Below are 1803 nucleotides of genomic sequence, written 5' to 3'. Positions count from 1 at the left end.
AAGAAGCGGAACTAAACCCAGGACGCTTCAGTCAGTGGCAAGGCGGTATTGTCACCATACACAGAGCTCGCGTATTCAAGCGCTACCACGGCATCATTAGCAGCGTAATCCAAGAACTCCACTGGGTGCTGTTCCCAATACTCATCCATCCTAGTGATCCAGTCCTCAGGAACTTCAAGTTTGGGCACACCTACAGATTCACCCAAGACTGCTAAAGGTTGCGAGCCAGAGTGAGCCATCGTATCTCGGATGGACAGTTCGACAGGACGCGCCCACCGATGATTTTCACCATCAAGAACCATACGCACAGGTTTGTCTGTGACCAGGCCACCACTCGCGCTAATAACAGTGCGCATGATGTCAGGCACATCGGTGCTTAGCCAACGACGATAACGCCCACCCACACCAGGCCCAATGTCTTTCTTCCTACGAGAGGGGTAGGCGAAATCCCATGTATTCACCAACGTCCGGTGGTCTACGAAAGTTGTGAGGTCTGCGTGTTGGTAATGGGCCAAAAGAGTGATTTTCAGAGCAGAGCTATTCACACCTTTGCATTTTTTAAACCACCGGTCCTTACGGAGGAACGAGTCCTCACCCACCACTTCAGTCACTTCTGAGCGCGGCACACCTTGAGGCTTCCACCCACGTGCTAAAGGGTGGTCGTGCAACTTGAAAAACCTTATGCACAGATCAAGCGCCTTTCCAAAACTCAACCGTGCCACACGAGGACCGCGAGGCCCCATGTACTCCATAGGAATGACCACACAAAGCAGAATCTTCGCAGGATCGTTGTAATCAACAGTTGCGAACTGATAAGAGACAATCTGACGAACGCTTATAGCATTTTCCCCAACCCACGGGAGGTCTTCATTCACACATCGCTTGTTGACAAATTCAGTATCGAAACCTATGACGATAGAACCGTCGTGGGTACCCATGGCAGCGACAGATGGGTAAGACCGGAAATCACCGCGAGATTTCACAGTGGCTCGCGGCACAGATTTGGTTAACACCATAAATCGTGCGGAATGCTTCCGTGAGGTCGCGGAATCAGTCACTGTTTCCACGTACCAGCCATCATTTTTAACAGCGGCAGCGGCGTCAATGGTACTCGGCCAAATACGCGTTTGCCGCTGTTGTGTTTGACCAGGGGTTTTAAGGGGTGTCTGTGTTAAAGAAAGGTCTTTCTCTAACGCTTTGGAAGTGTTGGTTGGTGTCGACAGGGGCTCGTTAAAGACCCTGTCTGGCCTGCTATCCCCGTCGAGACGGGGTGTTTGACTTGCGGGAGTCTTTGGAGGGTTTCCTCCTGAGACTCCGGTAGTCGGTGCAGTATCAAGACTGCTATGAAATTTTTTCATTATTCGTAACACATTCTTTTAATGTGTGTACACAAACTACCATAAATGTAACTTATAATTGCCCGCATATCAATAAAGGCCACCGATGTATCATCAGTGGCCTTTATTACTATCAAGCTGCGTGCTCGCCGTAGATGTAGCGATACAAGCTCAACGCAGTAATGCGCGGTGATTTTCCGCGACCGCGTGCTCTGCCTGCTTCGGTTTCTAACAAGCCGTCATCTAGAAGTCTTGCGACTGTACGGCCAGACACATTCAACCTCTCGCAGACTTGCTCAACGGTGTAGCAGCGCAATAAGTCATCAGCGCTTAACACCGGCATCTCTATTGATTTTTTCATTAATGAAACTCTTTTCCACAAAAGAGTCTAAATCTAAGAACCCCTGTCAGTATAGTCACATATGCCAGAAAAAGAGGCCTAAACGACAAAACGTGTTGTTTTCCG

Annotated in this window: 1 protein-coding gene; it reads right to left on the bottom strand. The window is 49.4% G+C overall.

Features of this window, described 5'->3' with window-relative positions; translation table 11 throughout:
* Nucleotides 1-11 precede the first annotated feature (11 nt).
* Nucleotides 12-938, bottom strand: a complete 927-nt coding sequence (locus tag HMPREF3149_RS02480; RefSeq protein WP_070536349.1) for a hypothetical protein — start codon at nucleotides 936-938, stop codon at nucleotides 12-14.
* Nucleotides 939-1803: the final 865 nt, after the last annotated feature.

It is taken from the genome of Corynebacterium sp. HMSC05E07, from assembly GCF_001807225.1.
In the GTDB taxonomy this organism is placed as follows: Bacteria; Actinomycetota; Actinomycetes; order Mycobacteriales; family Mycobacteriaceae; genus Corynebacterium; species Corynebacterium singulare.
The sequence above is the reverse complement of the archived record's forward strand: the minus strand, read 5'-3'. Positions and strand labels throughout refer to the sequence as shown.